Raw genomic sequence first — 17,601 nt, 5'->3', positions numbered from 1 at the left:
TCTCTCCCTGCATCGACGCTGAAAACCTATGCAGTGTAGGGGAGTTTTGCCTGGGGATCGGCGATCTTGCTCACACAGATGTAAACGATTACACCAATTGTGTTAAGTAAAGCAGGGTAAAAAATCGCTAAATGAAGGTAAAAATGAGCGCAGCCGGATCGCCCACCTGAAAAAAGGCGATCCGGGACAGGAAACTGACGGAAACAGGAGGGATCAGGCTCGAACGGGTGCCACAGAGTGACGATTGATAAGCGTCGGGGTGTAAATGCGGCTCTGCACAGCTTCACTTTCACCCGCCGCCAGCTGCAACGCCAGCTTGGCTGCCTGGGCCGCCATCAGCTCGATGGGATAACGCATGGTGGAAAGCTTGGGCCTCAAGTATCGGGCGTAGATGATGTCATCGAAGCCCACCACCGAGACCTCCTCAGGCACCTTGAGGCCGTTGTCAGCCAGCACAGAGATGGCCCCCGCAGCCATGGCATCGTTGTAGGCAACCACGGCCGTGATGGGCTGCCCTTTGGCCAGCAGGTTGAGCATGGCGCGCTCCCCCCCCTCCTCGTTGGGCATGCCGCTCTCGACCAGCTCGGGATCGGCGCGCAGCCCAGCCTCGGTCAGCGCATCCTGGTAACCCTGCAACCGCAAGGTAGCATCCTCGATGGCGTGGTCCGAGCTGAGAAAAGCGATATGCCGGTGGCCCAGCTCCAGCAGATGCCGGGTCGCAGTGGCGGCCCCCTGTCGATTATTGAGAGCGATGCAGCGCCCCTTCAAGGCAGGAATATCGCGATTGATCAGCACCATGCCGGGCACCCGCAGGGCGTAATCGATCAACTCCTCGTCACTCAACGCCTTGCTGTGTACCACCAGCGCCTCGCACCGCTTGCCGATCAGCAAGTCGATGGACTCGCGCTCTTGCTGCGCCCTGTGAAAACCATTACCCATCAGCAGGTGCAATCCCTGCTCCACCGCCACCGCAGCGACCCCCTTGATCAGGGCACCGAAGAAGGGATCTGCCACGTCACCCACCAGCACTCCCATGGTGTCACAGGTCTTGCTGACCAGTGCTCGGGCGTTGGCGTTGGGGGTATAGCCCAACTCGGCCATGGCTTTTTGTACCACCTCGCGAGAAGCAGCACTGGCCTTGGGTGAGTTGTTCATCACCCGTGAAACCGTTGCCACAGATACATTGGCCAAACGGGCGACATCCTTGATGGTACTCATGCTGTTTTCACTTATTTCACAGTTCAAGACGGAGCCATTATACCGGGCATCATCAGTGATGACAGGGGAAAAAGCCAAGTCGTGTCATTTATGACCACATGCGCAAGTGTAATCGTTTACACGCTTTTGTTAAGCAGTTCACAGTTTGCTCGTCAGAGGCTCGGCTAAACTCCTTCACAGGCTTTTTTCAGCATGGAGAAGAGGATGAAAGTACTGGTCACCGGCGGCTGCGGCTATATTGGCAGCCACACCTGCCTGGCCCTGCAGACCGCTGGGATGGAGCCTGTAGTGGTGGATAATCTCTGCAACAGCAAGGTGGGCGTGCTGGCCCGCATCGCCGCCATCAGCGGGCGTGCCCCCCTCTTCTATCAGGGGGACATACGTGACCCGGCACTGCTGGATCGCATCTTCGCCGAACAGCAGATAGCCGCCGTGATCCATTTTGCCGCCCTCAAGGCGGTCGGTGAATCGACCCGCCTTCCCCTCGAATACTATGAAAACAACCTCGCTGGCACCCTCACCCTGCTGCAGGCGATGAAACGCGCGGGGGTCAACAGCCTGGTCTTCAGCTCCTCGGCCACCGTCTATGGTGATCCGGCCAGCACGCCCATCCGGGAAGATTTCCCCCGCAGCGCCACCAATCCCTATGGTCGATCAAAACTGATCATCGAAGAGATCCTCGAGGATCTGCAACGGGCCGAACCGCACTGGAGCATGACGCTGCTGCGCTACTTCAACCCGGTCGGGGCCCACGAGTCCGGTACCATGGGGGAAGATCCCCAGGGTATTCCCAACAATCTGATGCCCTTTCTGACCCAGGTCGCCATCGGTCGTCGTGACTGTCTCTCTGTCTTTGGGAACGATTACCCCACCATAGATGGCACTGGCGTGCGCGATTACATCCATGTGATGGATGTCGCCGAGGGACATGTCAAAGCGCTGCAACATTGCGCCCGTCAGGGCGGCGTACATATCTACAACCTGGGCACGGGCCAGGGCCAGAGCGTGCTGCAGATGGTCGCAGCGTTCGAAGCCGCTTCCGGTCAACCGCTACCCTGCCGCATCGAACCAAGACGCCCTGGCGACATCGCCGAGTGCTGGGCCGACCCGAGCAAAGCAGAGCGCGAGCTGAACTGGCGCGCCAACCGTGATCTCGCAACCATGTGCGCCGACAGCTGGCGCTGGCAGTCCAGAAATCCACAGGGGTACGAGGCGTAAGCATGCACAGCGCCGCTCGCCCTCTCTTCCAGGCCCCCGTTGGCGGCCACCCCATCCATTTCATCAGGTAATGAGGAGTGATGATGTTCAACCCGGTTGATCACCCCCACCGTCGTTTCAACCCGCTGACCGGTCAATATGTGCTGGTCTCCCCCCACAGGGCCAAGCGCCCCTGGCAGGGTCAGGTCGAGAAGGTCAGTCAGGCGCCGAGCCAATCCCACGATCCGGATTGTTTCCTCTGCGCGGGTAACCAGCGCGTCACCGGCGACAAGAACCCGGACTATCAGGGCACCTTCGTCTTCACCAACGACTTCGCCGCCCTGATGCAAGACACACCGGACACCCGCGGCGACCAGGATCCCCTGCTGAAACTGGAAGCCGCCCGCGGCACCAGCCGGGTCATCTGCTTCTCGCCGGATCACGGCAAGACACTGCCCGAGCTGCCGCTGCCCGCCATAGAGGCAGTGATCACCACCTGGATGGAACAGGTGGCCGAGCTGTCGAGCCAGTGGCAATGGGTGCAGGTGTTTGAAAACAAGGGCGCCGTCATGGGCTGCTCCAACCCCCATCCCCATGGCCAGCTCTGGGGCAGCGACTTTCTGCCCAACGAGATCGCCCGCGAAGAGCAGCACCAGCGCGACTGGCTGGCCCAGCACGGCCGCCCGCTGCTGGTCGAATATGTGGAGCGGGAGCTGGCAGATCGCAGCCGCATCGTAGTGGAAACAGCACACTGGCTGGCAGTCGTTCCTTTCTGGGCCGCCTGGCCGTTCGAAACTCTGCTGCTGCCCAAGACCCATGTGCCCTCCCTGCTGAGCCTCACCCCCGAGCTGCAGCAGGATCTGGCGGTGGCGCTCAAGGAGCTCACCAGCCGTTACGACAATCTGTTCGAGTGCAGCTTTCCCTACTCCATGGGCTGGCACTTCGCCCCGCCCCATTCAGACTGCCCCGAGGCCTGGCAACTCCATGCCCACTTCTATCCGCCGCTGCTGCGCTCCGCCACAGTGCGCAAATTTATGGTGGGCTTCGAGATGCTGGCAGAGACCCAGCGCGATCTGACGCCGGAACAAGCGGCAGAACGACTTCGCGCACTCAGTCCAATCCACTACAAACACACCAGCCAAGCCAATGAGGAGGCCCTATGACCCCCAGCCAACGCGTCAGCGCCGTTTTTGTCGAGCAGTTCGAACAGCAACCTGACCTGCTGGTGCGCGCCCCCGGCCGCGTCAATCTCATCGGCGAGCACACCGACTACAACGACGGCTTCGTACTGCCCTGCGCCATCGACTACGAAACCTGTGTCGCCATCGGTCTGCGCAGCGACAGTCAGATGCAGGTGATCGCCGCCGATTACGACAACCAGCGCGACCTGTTCGACCTGAACCAGCCCATAGAGCACCACCCCAGCCAACGCTGGAGCGACTATGTACGCGGTGTGGTGAAGTACCTGCAGGAGCGCGGCCAGGCCTTGCAAGGCCTCAATCTGGTGGTCTCGGGCAACGTGCCGCAGGGGGCAGGTCTTTCATCGTCCGCCTCGCTGGAAGTGGCCATAGGCCAGGCTTTCAAGGAGGCGCTGGGGCTTCACATCAGCCAGGCCGAGATTGCCCTCAACGGTCAGCAGGCGGAGAACCAGTTCGTCGGTTGCAACTGCGGCATCATGGATCAAATGATCTCCGCCAGCGGCAAGCAGGATCATGCCCTGCTGCTCGACTGCCGCTCGCTCGAAACCCGCCTCATCCCCATGCCATCCGACCTGGCGGTGCTGATCGTCAACTCCAACGTGCGCCGCGGTCTGGTGGACAGCGAGTACAACACCCGCCGCCAGCAGTGTGAAACCGCCGCCCGCCACTACGGGGTCAAGGCACTGCGGGATCTGGACTTGGCTGCACTGGAAGCAGGCAAAGCCGGGCTGGATGAGGTCTGTTACCGCCGCGCCCGCCATGTGGTGGGCGACAACACCCGTACTCTGGCCGCCGCCGATGCGCTGGAGTCCGGCGACCTGGTACGCCTCGGCCAACTGATGGCCGAGTCCCACGCCGCCATGCGCGATGACTTCGAAATCACCGTGCCCCCCATCGACGGTCTGGTGGAGATCATCAAAGCCAGGCTTGGCCGCGAGGGCGGTGTACGGATGACCGGCGGCGGCTTCGGTGGCTGCGTGGTTGCCCTGCTCCGCCCGGCGCAGGTCGCCGAGGTGATTGCCGCCGTCGACGCCGAGTACCCGGCCCGCTTCGGCATCAAGGCCGACAGCTATGTCTGCCGCGCCAGTGCAGGAGCGGGCAAGCTATGACACCATTCGAGTTGGAAAATGAAGAAGGGCTGCGCCTGCGCGGCCTCGATTTTGGCGCCACCCTCACCTCCCTCACCCTGCCGGTGGCAGGCTCAAGACGTGAAGTGCTGCTGGGCTGCGCCGATGAAACCTATCCCGCACAACAGGTGTGGCTGGGCGCCGTCGCAGGCCGTTTTGCCAACCGCATCGGCGGGGCAGAGCTGGTGCGTGATGGCCAACACTGGGCTCTGGATGCCAATCAACCGCCTCACTGCCTGCACGGTGGACGGGAGGGGTTTCATCACAGGATCTGGCAGATCAAGGAACAGGAGTCGGATCGGGTCAAACTCGTCCTGCTGTCAAAGGCAGGGGATCAGGGCTTTCCCGGCAACTTGCGGGTGACGATGGAGTATCGACTGGAACAATACGACCTGGTGGTGGAGTTCAGAGCCAGCACAGATGCCCCTACTCCGGTCAGCCTCACCAGCCACGCCTATTTCAATCTGGATGGGGGCAGCAAGGGCGGCGATGTGCGCGACCATGCCATCAGTCTCAATGCCGACTACTTCCTGCCTACCGACGGCAGCGGCCTTCCGCTGACCATTGTGCCAGTGGAAGGTCCCTTCGATCTGCGGGTTGCACGCCCCATGGGCCTGGATTGGCTGAGCCACCCCCAGCAACGGCAGGCCAAGGGGTACGATCACGCTTTTCTCCTCAATGGTCCTGAACAGGGGCGAGCAGCGCAGGTGGTGTCGGGGGATAAACAGCTGACGATGGAGGTCTATACCAACCAGCCTTCGTTGCAGTTCTACACCGGCAACTGGCTGGCCAACACGCCGAACCGCAACGGTCAGCCCCATCAGGATTACGACGGCTTCTGCCTTGAAGCGCAGCAGCTGCCGGACAGTCCCAACCGGCCAGCGCTAGGTGATCCCTGGCTGCTGCCGGGCCAGCACTATCATCACCAGACCCGTTACCGTTTTATCCCCGCAGACTAAAACAGGTGCTGGTGGCGTCATTCTCCCGACCTCCCCTCTGTCAGGGGAGGAACCTGCTGACCCCCCCTCTGTCAGGGAAGCGCTTTGTGTGCGCCCTTTCTTCCGGCAAGGGTGGGCGCTTTGGCCAACGACACCGGGCATGACAGCACACTGACAGTTATCGAGCCGATTCAGGAGTCTTTATGGATGACAACTACCTAGCAGCCCCCGACCGTTACCAGCACCAACCCTATCGATCCGTCGGCCGCCACGGCCTGCGCCTGCCCAGCATAGGGCTGGGGCTGTGGCACAACTTCGGCGAGGGCAGCGATCCCGCCAGGGTGAAGGCCATGGTGCATCAGGCATTCGATCTGGGCATCACCCACTTCGATCTGGCCAACAACTACGGGCCGCCCCCCGGCTCCGCCGAGACCACCTTCGGCCGCGTGATCAAAGGTAGTCTGGCCCCCTACAGAGACGAGCTGATCATCGCCAGCAAGGCGGGTTATGTGATGTGGGACGGCCCTTACGGCGACGGCGGCAGCGCCAAGTATCTGTTTGCCAGCCTGCACCAGAGTCTGCGCCGGCTCGGACTCGACTACCTGGACATCTTCTATCACCACAGGCCGGATCCCCGCACCCCGCTGGAGGAAACCTGCCAGGCACTGGCGCTCATGGTGCGTCAGGGCAAGGCGCTCTATGTCGGTCTTTCCAACTATCCGGCCGAACTGGCCGCCCGGGCGGCGAACCGGCTGGCCGAACTAGGGACCCCCTGCCTGGTCAATCAGCTCAAATACTCCCTGTTCCAGCGGGAAATAGAGGCCGAAACCCTGCCGGTCTGCCGCGAGAAAGGCGTGGGAGTGGTGGCCTTTTCGCCACTGGCTGGCGGCCTGCTCAGCAACCGTTATCTGACGGGCATACCGGCGGATTCCCGTGCCGCCAGCGGTAGCCCCTTTCTCAAGCCGGAACAGATCACTCCGGACAAGCTGGCCAGGATCCGGGCCCTGCACACCCTGGCGCAGCAGCGAGGACAGGATCTGTCACAACTGGCGCTGCAGTGGGTGCTGCGCGATCCCGTGGTGAGCTGCGCCCTGATTGGCGCCAGCAGCCCCGAGCAGATAGTGAACGCTGTCGATGCCCTCGCCTTACCCCCGCTGGATGAGCCGTTGCAACGGCAGATAGAGACGACCCTGGCCTGACCCTTTCCCGCCGCCGCTCTTGCAAGGGGGAGGAGCCACTGCTGCATCGGCGTGGACAAGAAGGACGTGACGACGGCACCTTCCCCGAGAGACGGGCCCCCTCCCCTGACAAGGGAGGAGCAGGGTGGGATCTGGCAACCCAGTATGACGACAGCCCCTCACAGCGCCCCAATATTTTCTGGTTGCCTGCCCGGTTTTCCTCCATCATTGGCCACCCCGACCCAGCTCGGGGTTGACCTTATCCGGACCAATCAACCAAGAGATCTGAACCATGACAGAGTCTTACGCCCTGTTTGTCGCCTTTGTGCTGGGCATAGTAGAGGGCCTGACCGAGTTTCTGCCCGTTTCCTCGACCGGCCACATGATCATCGTCGGCCACCTGCTGGGCTTCGAAGGGCCCAAGGCCGCCACCTTCGAAGTGGTGATCCAGATGGGCTCCATTCTCGCTGTCGTGGCCGTCTTCTGGCGCCGCCTGTTTGGCTTGATTGGCATCCACTTTGGCCAGAAACCACCTCAGGATCACGCCACCCTCTCCCTGGTGCACATCATCCTCGGCATGCTGCCCGCCGTGATCATCGGCTTGGGAATTCACAGCTGGATCAAGGCCAACCTGTTCGGACCGGAAACCGTGATGTACGCCCTGGTTGCCGGCGGCATCTTGCTGATCATCGCCGAGAAGTTTCGTCCGACGGTACGCTCCGAGACCCTGGATGACATCAGCTACAAGCAGGCGTTCGGCATAGGTCTGTTCCAGTGTCTGGCACTCTGGCCCGGTTTCTCCCGCTCCGGTGCCACCATCAGCGGCGGCATGCTGATGGGGATCAGCCGTCAGGCAGCTGCCGAGTTCTCCTTCATTCTGGCGGTGCCCATGATGGTGGCGGCAAGCGGGCTGGATCTCTACAAGAGCCGCGACCTCCTCTCCATGGCCGACTTTCCCATGTTTGCGGTGGGGTTCATCACTGCCTTCGTGGTCGCCATGATTGCCATCAAGACCTTCCTGGCGCTGATCCGTCGCCTCGACTTCATCCCGTTCGCCATCTACCGCTTCATCGTGGCCTTCGCCGTCTACCTGGTGTTTGTTGCCTGATGACAGGCAAATAGCCGAATGAAAAAGGGACCTTTCGGTCCCTTTTTCTATTGCTGCCCCACCTCAATAGAGACGATGGGTGATGCCGTTGAGCAGCCGCGACAGTCCCTTGGTGAACTGGACCGGCGCATCCTGCACCGTGTAGCAGAGGCAACCATCCGGCGTATTCGGGCTGTGGGCATGGCTGGCATCGCGCCAGATGAAGTCCCCCGCCTGATAGCAGGTGTCACCATCCTGCATGTTGCCCGCCAGCAACAGGGTCAGCTCATAACCCTGATGGGTGTGCTCGGGGATGCGACCACCGGCCTCAATGTGAAGCAGACTGGCGCGGGCCCCCATCTCGTCCAGCGGCAAACTGTGCTGGCGAATGGCACCGATATGGCGCCACTTGGGGGCATGGTGACGGGCAAGTACCCGGGGCAGGCGGTATGAATGGCCGGCTACCTGCAATTCGGGGGTAGACGGCGCCGGTTGGCCGAGCTCGGCCTGGCTGGCCACTGGCTGCTGCAATATGCCGGCCAGTACGGCGTCGAGTCCGGCTGGCATGGGCTCGCTCACCTCGGCAGGCTGCTCGGTCGGCTCCAGATACTGGCGAGCCAGTTCCTCTTCGCAGGCTCGCAGACTGGCAGCACACTCTGGGCAGAGCTCACAATGGGCAGAGACACCGACGGCCAGCGGCAGGGGCAGCTCGTCGGCGGCGAAGGCGCGCAACATGGCGTGAGTCGGATGGGTTTTAATCATGGCCTTGCTCCACTTGCTCTTTCAATTTCTGTAATGCCAGTCTGAGGCGAGATTTGATGGTGCCAAGAGGCACGCCGAGTCGCTCCGCCAGCTCCTGCTGGGAGAACTCCTGCAGATAGATGCCGCGCACCACCTGCTGTTGCGGTTCCGGCAGGGTGGCAAGATAGTGCGCCATCTGGCGGGTCAGCACCGCATCCTCTCCACCGCTCAGGTGCTCCTCTTCCGCTCTGAACTCCAGCATGGGCCACAACTCCTCGGCGCAGAGATCCTCCTTGCTGGCGCGGCGGCGGCGCAGCATGTCGAAGCTCTGGTTGCGCATGACGGTGTAGATCCAGGTGGTCGGTGCCCCCTTCTCGGGGTGGTAGAGACGAGCCTTCTGCCACACCAGCAGCATGGTCTCCTGTACCAGTTCCATGGCGTTGGCCTCGCTGCCGAGGTGACGCAGGCCGTAGCTGCGAATGCGCGGCGCAAAGTGAGTGAACAGAGTGGCAAACGCGGCCTTGTCGGCATGTTCGGCCACCCGGATGAGAAGAGACTTCAGATCGCCATCTGGATTGTCCATGGGGGGCGATATCCTGCGCAGAGTCGATTGGGGTTGGCCAGTATATGCCATTGCGCCATACCTTGAATGTTGTGGTCATCACCATTACGCCTGACGCGGAAAAAGGATCACCCGTGGGTCGCACATTCGCGCTCAATGAGTGGCAACCAGCAGGCCGCTCAGAAGGGAAAGCGCGGGCAGGTTGTTCTCCGCCGCCAGCAGCCACTGCTTCTGCTCCACGGGAATGGGCAACACCTCCAGCCAGCGCTGGGCCACCCAGCTGGCATCATCCCAGTCGGGGTTGTGGTAGAGAGCCGCATACTCCGGGTAGTCGTTGAACACCTCCTGCAACGCACTTGCCAAGGAGTGCTGGTCGGCATTGAGCCGTCCTGTCTGCCAGAGCGGCAGCAGTTCCACCTCGCCGACTCTCAGCCCGTCGGACTCCTGCCACAGATCGACGATCCTGACCCGCTCCATGCCGAGCACTGTAATGCCCAGCAGACCGTCCGGCAGTTGATCGAAATCGACTATTCGCACCCGGGTAGCAATGGGGTACATGTTGCGCAGCGCATCGGGCTGACGGGGGTCGAGCATGCAGAGCACAAAGCCCTGATCTCCCGCCTCGGCGATCATGCGCTGATATCTGGGCTCGAAGATGCGCAGCGGCATGATGCCACCGGGCAGCAGGTGAGCCGAGAGGGGAAACAGCGCCAGTTTCATCAGGTTATTCCTCTGTTGGAGATGCTTCTTGATACGACGGCCGCACCAGAGCAGATCATTGAGTGCCAGTTGGAATAGAAAAACCCTTAACAATCAGGGGAAAATAGCCTGGACAACCCGATTCGATATGCAGTAGAAATGGATAAGCACCGCTTATCCAGTGAATGTTCTGGATATTGGTGGCAAATGCAGTGAAATATCCGCCCGACCAACTCTGGCGGGCCGTCCCTATAGTTTTCTCGGGCCGATGCGGGTAAAATTCACGCCCTTATATATCAGTCATTTTTCGACGCGCAACCTTGGTGGTCAGTTATGAAAGAGCATATTCATCATCTACTTGAACAAACGGTAGCCAATCTCAAGTCAGCAGGCGTCTTGCCGGCGGACCTGGAAGCCCGGGTGCAAGTAGACCGATGCAAGGAGAAGGCTCACGGTGACTTGGCCACCAACCTGGCCATGCTGCTGGCCAAACCGGCCCGCAAGAATCCCCGTGAGCTGGCCGCTGCCATCATTGAAAATCTGCCCGCCTCGGATCTGATCGCCAAGGTCGAGATCGCCGGTCCCGGCTTCATCAACTTCTTCTTCGACCAGCGCTGGCTGGCCGGCCAGGTCGAGGCCATGGTGACCAGTGCCAACGCCAACGTGAAGCTGCCGACGCCGCAAACCGTGGTGGTGGACTACTCGGCGCCGAACGTCGCCAAAGAGATGGCCGTGCACCACATCCGCTCTACCGTGCTCGGTGATGTGGCCGCTCGTGCTCTGGAATTCCTCGGCCATAACGTTGTGCGCGCCAACCACATTGGTGACTGGGGTACCCAGTTCGGCATGCTGATCGCCTATCTGGAGAAGATGGCCAACGAGCACGCCAGCGATATGGCGCTCAAGGATCTGGAAGCCTTCTACACCCAGGCCAAGCGTTGCTACGACGAAGACGAAGCCTTCGCCGAGCGTGCGCGCAACTACGTGGTCAAGCTGCAAGGTGGCGATGAGTACTGCCGCACCATGTGGAAAAAGCTGGTCGACATGACCATGGAACAGAACCAGATCAACTACGACCGCCTGAATGTCTCCCTGACCAACAAGGACATAATGGGCGAGTCCATGTACAACGACATGCTGCCCCAAATCGTCACCGACCTGAAAGCCAAAGGGCTGGCGGTCGAGAGCGAAGGCGCCACCGTTGTCTTCCTGGACGAATTCAAGAACAAGGATGGCGAGCCCATGGGCGTCATCATCCAGAAGAGCGATGGCGGTTTCCTCTACACCACCACCGACATCGCCTGTGCCAAATACCGTTATGAAACCCTGGGCGCCGACCGGGTCATGTATTTCATCGACTCCCGTCAGCACCAGCATCTGATGCAGGCCTGGACCATCACCCGCAAGGCGGGCTATGTACCGGAATCCGTGCCGCTCGAGCACCACGCCTTCGGCATGATGCTGGGCAAGGATGGCCGTCCCTACAAGACCCGCTCCGGTGGTACCGTCAAGCTGGTTGACCTGCTCAATGAAGCGGAAGAGCGTGCCGCTGCCCTGCTGGAGAGCCGCAACAGCGACCTTTCTGCCGAAGAGAAGGCCAACGTGGTCAACGCCATCGCCATGGGTGCGGTCAAGTATGCGGATCTCTCCAAGAACCGCACCACAGACTACATCTTCGACTGGGACATGATGCTGTCGTTTGAAGGCAACACTGCGCCCTATCTGCAGTATGCCTACACCCGCATCCAGTCCATCTTCCGCAAGGCCGGCGTCGATGCCGACACCCTGACCGGTAGTGTCACCCTGAACGAAGAGGCGGAAGAGGTGCTGGCCCAGAAGCTGATCCAGTTCTCCGACGCCATCAACAGCGTGGCGGACAAAGGCATGCCGCACCTGCTCTGTACCTATCTGTACGAGCTGTCAGGCAACTTCATGACCTTCTACGAAGCCTGTCCGATCAACAAGGATGGCGTCGATGAAGCCACCCGCCAGAGCCGCCTGCTGCTGTGCGCCGCCACTGCCAAGGTCCTGAAACTGGGTCTGGGCGTGCTGGGCATTCATACCCTGGAGCGCATGTAATAGATGGCAACCCGGGATTACGTCGGCAACAGCCCGAGAAGACGGGCCGGTGGTCGTAACACCAAGAAAGCGGCACCTCGCCGCTTTCCTGTTATCCCGGCACTGCTGGCCGGGGCGCTGCTGGCAGGTTTCGGCGGCTTCCTTTACATGATCAATGGCAAGGGCAGCGATGCCCCCACCATTGAAGAACAGGTCAAGGCCAACAAGCCCAAGACGCAGAACAATGGTCTGCCTCAGGAGAAGTGGAGCTATATCGAACGGCTTGAAAACAAGCAGGTCGATGTCATAGCGCCACCTCCCCAGCCGGGCGTGTTGCCGCCACCACCGGCGGAGACGCTCACCCTGCAGCCGGAGAAACTGCCGCAGCCGGTGCCGACCGACATCCCCCAACCGGGTACGCCCATTGGTCAGGTGCAGCCCTACAAACCGCAACCGGTTCAACCGGCCAAACCCGCCCCTGTGGCCAGCGCCCAGGAGCAGGTGATCGATCGTCAGGCGGACCGGGAGCGGATGGAGCGGGAGATCCGTGCAGAACTGGAACGTGAGCGGGCCGCTGCGCCCAAACCACAAGTTGCGGCAGCCACGGGCGACGACAGCGGACGCTACATGATGCAGTGCGCCGCCCTGCGTTCGCAGGATTCTGCCGAATCGCTCAAGGCCCGTATCGCCTTCACCGCCGGGCTCTCCTCCAGCCTGCAAGTTGTCAACGGAGCCGGTGGTGCGGTCTACAAGGTGATGGTGGGTCCGTTCAGCGGCAAGGCAGCCACAGATGCGGCCAACCGCAAGCTGCAAAGCGCTGGCATCAGCGGTTGCATCCCCAAGAAGGGGTGAACCCTGTCAGGGGAACCTTGAGAAAGGGCCGGGTCGACAGACCCGGCCCTTTCTCTTTTCTGCGCCACCCAGTCTCGATAGAGGTCGACCCGCTTCGGATAGTCCCCCAGGGTTGAAAAGCCAGTCGGGCATCCCCATCTTTCTTGCCATGCACAGTCAGGCCGTTATTCGGCTCAAGCGAGGTAAGTAAAGTGACTACCATAGTTTCAGTTCGCCGCAACGGTCAGGTCGTGATCGGTGGTGATGGCCAGGTATCCCTCGGCAACACCGTCATGAAGGGCAACGCCCGCAAGGTTCATCGTCTCTATAACGGCAAGGTGCTGGCGGGTTTCGCTGGCGGTACTGCCGATGCCTTCACTCTGCTCGAACGCTTCGAAGCCAAACTGCAGGCCCATCAGGGTAATCTGGAGCGCGCCGCCGTGGCGCTGGCCAAAGACTGGCGCACCGATCGCGCCCTGCGCCGCCTCGAAGCACTGCTGGCGGTCGCTGACGAACACAAATCCTTCATCATCACCGGCAACGGTGACGTGGTGCAGCCGGAGCAGGATCTCATCGCCATCGGCTCGGGCGGCAACTTCGCCCAGTCCGCGGCCATCGCCCTGCTGGAAAACACCGAGCTGGATGCCAAAACCATAGTCGAGAAGTCCCTCAAGATTGCGGGCGACATCTGCGTCTTCACCAACGGCAACCACACCATAGAAGTGCTGGATTATTCAGCTAAATAAGCCAGCCAAATAACCCATTTTCGAAGGGGTGGGCCCTGCCCGCCCCGGATACAGGAATGCCATCATGTCCGAGATGACCCCGAGAGAAATCGTTCACGAGCTGGACCGACACATCATTGGTCAGGCCGATGCCAAACGCGCCGTCGCCGTTGCCCTGCGCAACCGCTGGCGCCGGATGCAGCTCGGTGAAGAGATGCGCCATGAAGTGACCCCGAAAAACATCCTGATGATAGGCCCTACCGGTGTCGGCAAGACCGAGATCGCCCGTCGTCTGGCCAAGCTGGCCAACGCGCCCTTCATCAAGGTGGAAGCGACCAAGTTCACCGAGGTGGGCTATGTGGGCAAGGAAGTGGACAGCATCATCCGCGACCTGACCGATGTCGCCATCAAGCTGGTGCGCGAGACCGAGATGGAGAAGATGAAATACCGCGCCGAGGAGGCAGCCGAAGAGCGCATCCTCGACGCCCTGCTGCCCAACCCGCGCAACACCTGGGGTGAGGAAGAGAAAGCCGACAACTCCAACACCCGCCAGATCTTCCGCAAGAAACTGCGGGAAGGTCAGCTGGATGACAAGGAGATCGAACTGGAGCTCTCAGCCTCCCCGATGGGCGTCGAGATCATGACACCGCCGGGTATGGAAGAGATGGCCAACCAGCTGCAGGGGCTGTTCCAGAACCTGGGCCAGAACCAGAAGAAGAAGCGCAAGATCAAGGTCAAAGAGGCCATGAAGGTGCTGATCGAAGAGGAAGCCGCTCGTCTGGTCAACCCGGAAGAGCTGAAGCAAAAAGCCATAGCAGCGGTCGAGAACAACGGCATCGTCTTCCTCGACGAGATCGACAAGATCTGCAAACGCGGCGAGAGCTCAGGCCCGGACGTTTCCCGTGAAGGGGTACAGCGCGACCTGTTGCCGCTGGTGGAAGGCTGTACCGTCAACACCAAGCACGGCATGGTCAAGACCGACCATATCCTGTTCGTCGCCTCCGGCGCCTTCCAGGTCGCCCGCCCGTCGGATCTCATCCCCGAGCTGCAGGGTCGTCTGCCGATCCGGGTCGAGCTGACCGCGCTCACCACAGATGACTTCGAGCGTATCCTGACCGAGCCGAACGCCTCCCTGACCGATCAGTACAAGGCGCTGATGGCCACCGAAGGGGTCAATATCGAGTTCACCAAGGATGGCATCCGTCGTCTGGCCGAAGCGGCCTGGCAGGTCAACGAGCGCACCGAGAACATCGGTGCCCGTCGCCTGCATACCGTGATGGAGCGACTGATGGAAGACATCTCCTTCGATGCCTCCGAGAAGTCCGGCGAGACCTTCGTGATCGATACCGACTACGTCAACGCTCACCTCGGCAAGTTGATTGAAGATGAGGACCTGAGCCGCTTTATCCTGTAAGCGAGTCTCGGCACAGCACTGACTATTCTGGACGCCTCCACTATGGAGGCGTCTTTTTTGTGTCTCATGATCCTCACACCACCGCCAGCGCCTCCTCTCGTCTGCGCCCCACCAGCCATAGCGCCAACCCTGTGAGCAGGCCGGTCAGGGCAAAGGTAACCTGAGTACCGAACACCAGATCGGTCGGCATGGCCATGCTCAGATTGTGCGTCCCCACCAGAGTGGCAAACAGGCCACCGAGCCCGGCCGCTCCCGTCAGCTGGCCCAGATTGCGCGACAGGGTCAACAAGCCCGCTACTGCCCCCCGTGCCTGCTCACTCGCCCCACCGACCACGGCACTGTTGTTGGCGGTCTGGAACAATGCATAACCGGCCGTCAGCAGCAGTATGGGCAGCAGATAGCCGAGCGGACCATATCCAGCCGTCAGGGTTGCCAGTCCAAGGGCTGCTATGACCATGACAGCCAACCCCGACCGAACGACCCATAGCACGCCAAACCTGTCCACCAGCCAGCCGGCAGGCATACCCGTCAAGGCGGCCAGCAGGGGTCCCCCCGAGATCATGAGCCCGACCGTCGCCATATCGAGGTCAAACACGCCGCGCAGGTAAAAGGGGCCGATCAGCAGTGTCACCACCATGACGCTGGCCACCAGGGCACTGGCGAGCAAGCCGCCCCTGAGCCGGGGTTCGGCCAACAGCACCAGTGGCAACAGGGGGGAGGGGTCGAGGCGCTCGCGGCGAATGAACAGTGCAGTGACAAGCAGTGCCCCCGCCCACAACCCCAGCGCCAAAATCCCTCCCGAGGTCAGCGCCAGCCCGTAGCAGAGCAGCGCCATCACCAGCATCGACAGACTCGCCAGGTTCACCCTCTCTCTTTGTGGCAAAGCGCCCTCAGGTGGCAGACCCAGCATGCCGGCACCCAGTGCCAGCAGGCTGACGGGCACCAGCAGCAGAAAGGGAGCCTGCCAGCCAAACGCACCGATCAACAGGCCGCCGAACGAGGGGCCAAGGGCTGTGCCACAGGCCGACAGGGTACCGAGCAGTCCCATGCTCCAGCCACGCCGCTCTGGTGGCACCAGCTGCCCCACCATGGCGAGCGCCAGAGAGAGCATGCAGGCAGCACCGGCTCCCTGCAGGACGCGCGCCGCGATCAGCCAACCTATGGTGGGAGCCAGGGTGCACAGCAGGGACGCCAATGCAAACAACGCCATGCCCCAGAGCAGCAAACGCCGCCGGCCAAACCTGTCCCCAAGCCTGCCAGCCACCACTGTCAGGCAGGTGATCCCCAGCAGATAGGCCACCAGTACCCATTGCACGCTGGCAAAGGGGACGGCAAATACCTGTCCCAACGCGGGCAGCACCATGTTGGCCATGCTCCCCGCCAGCATGGGCAACAGGGTGGCAAGACCGAGCGCCAGCAGGCCAGCACGGCGGGCAAAAGGCGTCGGGATTGTGATGGAATGTGACATGGGCATGACCTCCGGCGAACTATGATGCCGACAAGGCTAGTCAGAGCGTGTATCTGGCGGAAGACGCACGGCTTGCAACTTATAGCTGCACAGCACGCCATATGAAGAGCCGGATTCTCGCGTATGATGAATCCAACCGACCGCCATCAGGTTGGTCACCCCTAACACCCGGCTCGGCGAGGGCACGACCATGACCACCCCCGATTTCAATCTGCTGCTGACCCTGGATGCGCTGCTCGATGAAGGCAGCGTGGCCGGGGCGGCCAGGCGGCTGAAACTCAGCCCCTCCGCCATGAGCCGGGCGCTGGCCCGCCTGCGTGACACCACTGGGGATCCGCTGCTGGTGCGCGCGGGCCGGGGGCTGGTGCCAACACCACGCGCGCTGGCCCTGCGCGAGCGGGTCAGCCAGCTGGTGCAGGAGGCCGAGGCCGTACTGCGCCCCCAGCAGGAGATAGATCCGGCCCACCTGGTGCGCACCTTTCGTCTCAGATCCAGCGACGGTTTCGTGGAGAGTGTCGGGGCGGCCCTGCTGGCGCGGCTCGCCGCCGAGGCGCCCGGGGTGCGGCTGCATTTCATGGCCAAGCCCGACAAGGAGAGCCAGCCCCTGCGCAGCGGTGAGCTGGATTTTGAAACCGGTGTGATCGGCACCAATACGGCACCCGAGCTGCGCACCCAGGCGCTGTTTCAGGATCGCTTCGTCGCCGTGGTACGGCCGGGCCATCCACTGTGCGAGGAGCCCCTGACCGCCGCCCGCTATGCCGCCGCCCGCCATGTGCTGGTGTCGCGGCGCGGGCAGGAGCACGGCCCCGTCGACGAGGCGCTCGCCGCCCTGAAGCTGGAGCGTGCCATCACCACCCTGGTGCCGGGGTTTGCCACTGCGCTGGCGCTGGTGCGGGGCAGCGATCTGGTAGCGACCGTGCCAGCCCTGCACTGCGCCTCCCTGCACGCCGATCTGGTGACTCTGCCCCTGCCCTTTCCCCTGCCCGGGATCACCCTGGCCCTGCTCTGGCACCCACGGCTGGACGCAGATCCGGCCCACCGCTGGTTGCGCACCGTCATCCGCGAAACCTGCGCCCGCGCCCCCTATCAGGCCACTCCGAAAGAGCGGTGATCTGCGCCGCCATAATCCGCCGCACCAACCAGATGCCACACAGTGAAA

At 61.8% G+C, this 17,601-nt stretch carries 16 protein-coding genes; 11 read left to right on the top strand and 5 right to left on the bottom strand.

The window, feature by feature from the left end; translation table 11 throughout:
• Window positions 1–213: 213 nt before the first annotated feature.
• Entirely contained in the window at window positions 214–1,218 is a 1,005-nt protein-coding gene (locus tag AC1P02_RS06240; protein ID WP_011898254.1) for a substrate-binding domain-containing protein, read from the bottom strand.
• Between the two features lie 204 nt (window positions 1,219–1,422).
• On the opposite strand from AC1P02_RS06240, the gene galE reads away from it, so the two are divergent.
• The 6 genes from galE (at window position 1,423) to bacA (ending at window position 7,965) form a co-directional block, all read left to right on the top strand.
• Window positions 1,423–2,436: a UDP-glucose 4-epimerase GalE gene (gene galE / locus AC1P02_RS06235; protein ID WP_485184580.1), complete on the top strand. Its 1,014-nt coding sequence runs from the start codon at window positions 1,423–1,425 to the stop codon at window positions 2,434–2,436.
• Between the two features lie 83 nt (window positions 2,437–2,519).
• A complete protein-coding gene (locus AC1P02_RS06230) occupies window positions 2,520–3,578 on the top strand; it encodes a UDP-glucose--hexose-1-phosphate uridylyltransferase (RefSeq protein WP_485185429.1) in 1,059 nt (352 codons plus the stop codon).
• Window positions 3,575–4,723, top strand: a complete 1,149-nt coding sequence (gene galK / locus AC1P02_RS06225; protein ID WP_485184578.1) for a galactokinase — start codon at window positions 3,575–3,577, stop codon at window positions 4,721–4,723. The genes AC1P02_RS06230 and galK overlap by 4 nt, the downstream gene beginning before the upstream one ends.
• On the top strand, window positions 4,720–5,700 hold the full coding sequence (galM, locus tag AC1P02_RS06220; RefSeq protein ID WP_485184576.1) for a galactose-1-epimerase: 981 nt from the start codon (window positions 4,720–4,722) through the stop codon (window positions 5,698–5,700). Before galK ends, galM begins: the two co-directional genes overlap by 4 nt.
• 182 nt (window positions 5,701–5,882) lie before the next feature.
• Complete coding sequence (locus tag AC1P02_RS06215) at window positions 5,883–6,878, top strand: aldo/keto reductase (protein ID WP_485184574.1); 996 nt, start codon at window positions 5,883–5,885, stop codon at window positions 6,876–6,878.
• A 271-nt stretch (window positions 6,879–7,149) separates the two neighbouring features.
• Window positions 7,150–7,965 (top strand): undecaprenyl-diphosphate phosphatase, encoded by an 816-nt coding sequence (bacA, locus tag AC1P02_RS06210; RefSeq protein WP_005318402.1) that lies wholly within the window; start codon window positions 7,150–7,152, stop codon window positions 7,963–7,965.
• 63 nt (window positions 7,966–8,028) lie between these two features.
• On the opposite strand, the gene AC1P02_RS06205 is transcribed toward bacA, so the two are convergent.
• From AC1P02_RS06205 to AC1P02_RS06195, 3 genes are all read right to left on the bottom strand, one after another.
• Complete coding sequence (locus tag AC1P02_RS06205; RefSeq protein WP_485184572.1) at window positions 8,029–8,706, bottom strand: ChrR family anti-sigma-E factor; 678 nt, start codon at window positions 8,704–8,706, stop codon at window positions 8,029–8,031.
• Complete coding sequence (locus AC1P02_RS06200; RefSeq protein ID WP_005318397.1) at window positions 8,699–9,268, bottom strand: sigma-70 family RNA polymerase sigma factor; 570 nt, start codon at window positions 9,266–9,268, stop codon at window positions 8,699–8,701. Before AC1P02_RS06200 ends, AC1P02_RS06205 begins: the two co-directional genes overlap by 8 nt.
• A 132-nt stretch (window positions 9,269–9,400) precedes the next feature.
• Window positions 9,401–9,967 (bottom strand): LON peptidase substrate-binding domain-containing protein, encoded by a 567-nt coding sequence (locus AC1P02_RS06195; protein ID WP_059111838.1) that lies wholly within the window; start codon window positions 9,965–9,967, stop codon window positions 9,401–9,403.
• A gap of 312 nt (window positions 9,968–10,279) precedes the next feature.
• On the opposite strand from AC1P02_RS06195, the gene argS reads away from it, so the two are divergent.
• The 4 genes from argS to hslU all read left to right on the top strand — a co-directional run bounded on the left by argS (window position 10,280) and on the right by hslU (window position 14,974).
• A complete protein-coding gene (argS, locus tag AC1P02_RS06190; RefSeq protein WP_362842196.1) occupies window positions 10,280–12,025 on the top strand; it encodes an arginine--tRNA ligase in 1,746 nt (581 codons plus the stop codon).
• A gap of 3 nt (window positions 12,026–12,028) precedes the next feature.
• Window positions 12,029–12,856, top strand: coding sequence for an SPOR domain-containing protein (locus AC1P02_RS06185; protein WP_059168219.1), 828 nt, complete (start codon window positions 12,029–12,031; stop codon window positions 12,854–12,856).
• Between the two features lie 191 nt (window positions 12,857–13,047).
• Window positions 13,048–13,581 (top strand): ATP-dependent protease subunit HslV, encoded by a 534-nt coding sequence (gene hslV / locus AC1P02_RS06180; RefSeq protein WP_005318389.1) that lies wholly within the window; start codon window positions 13,048–13,050, stop codon window positions 13,579–13,581.
• A 64-nt stretch (window positions 13,582–13,645) separates the two neighbouring features.
• Window positions 13,646–14,974 (top strand): ATP-dependent protease ATPase subunit HslU, encoded by a 1,329-nt coding sequence (hslU, locus tag AC1P02_RS06175; RefSeq protein ID WP_125608304.1) that lies wholly within the window; start codon window positions 13,646–13,648, stop codon window positions 14,972–14,974.
• Window positions 14,975–15,047: 73 nt separating this feature from the next.
• On the opposite strand, the gene AC1P02_RS06170 is transcribed toward hslU, so the two are convergent.
• Window positions 15,048–16,442, bottom strand: coding sequence for an MFS transporter (locus tag AC1P02_RS06170; protein WP_485184567.1), 1,395 nt, complete (start codon window positions 16,440–16,442; stop codon window positions 15,048–15,050).
• Between the two features lie 190 nt (window positions 16,443–16,632).
• Between AC1P02_RS06170 and AC1P02_RS06165 the strand changes: the two genes are divergently transcribed.
• Window positions 16,633–17,553 carry a LysR family transcriptional regulator gene (locus AC1P02_RS06165; RefSeq protein ID WP_219591463.1) on the top strand — a complete coding sequence of 307 codons (921 nt, stop codon included), beginning with the start codon at window positions 16,633–16,635 and terminating at the stop codon, window positions 17,551–17,553.
• Window positions 17,554–17,601 lie beyond the last annotated feature (48 nt).

The sequence above is a fragment of the Aeromonas sp. TS_SC_11 genome, from assembly GCF_057318915.1.
Note: the sequence above shows the minus strand (reverse complement) of the source record. Positions and strands in the feature narration are given on the sequence as shown.